Source organism: Priestia sp. P5_B4, from assembly GCF_056400385.1.
The window spans coordinates 1-591 of the sequence record NZ_JBFULJ010001456.1 but is presented as its reverse complement, the minus strand read 5'-3'; the positions used below and the strand labels follow the sequence as shown (position 1 = coordinate 591).

The following is a 591-nucleotide window of genomic DNA, read 5'->3' as shown; positions in this document are numbered from 1 at the left end:
GATGTAATGAAGGAGAGACTGGTCTAGCATTTGTATCTGTAGATAAATCAGGGGAGAGAGATTTTAGCTTTTATCGAAAGAATTCAGCTGATTTATTACTTTTACCAAATGAAGTAAAATCTGAGTGGTTTGATAAAGAAGATATKCTTCATTTTTGTTCGGTAGATTTAGTTGAAAGCCCAATGAAACAAACTCATATAGAAGTAATAAATGCTTTTCAAGCAACAGGTGGAATTGTCAGTTTTGATCCAAATGTTCGCCTTCCTTTATGGCCCGATAAGGAGAGTTGTCGCCGAACAATTCTAGACTTTTTACCATTAGCCGATCTTGTAAAAGTATCTGATGAAGAATTATTCTTTATAACAAATATTAAGGGAGAAAGAGAAGCTATTAACTCTCTTTTTGTTGGCAATGTAAAAGTAGTCGTTTACACAAAAGGAAAAGATGGGGCTATTATCTATCTGAAAAATGGAGAACAATTTGAGGATAAAGGATTTAAAGTAACTGTTTCAGATACCACAGGGGCAGGTGACGCATTTATAGGTGGATTCTTATCAGTGTTGCTTTCTCTTGGCACATCGAGAGATAACC

The 591-nt window shown here is 35.1% G+C and carries 1 protein-coding gene; it reads left to right on the top strand.

Annotated features, from left to right (window positions below; translation table 11 throughout):
• Positions 1-591 (top strand): carbohydrate kinase family protein (locus AC1DRF_RS31585; protein WP_477742771.1); only part of this gene is annotated, 591 nt, incomplete at both ends.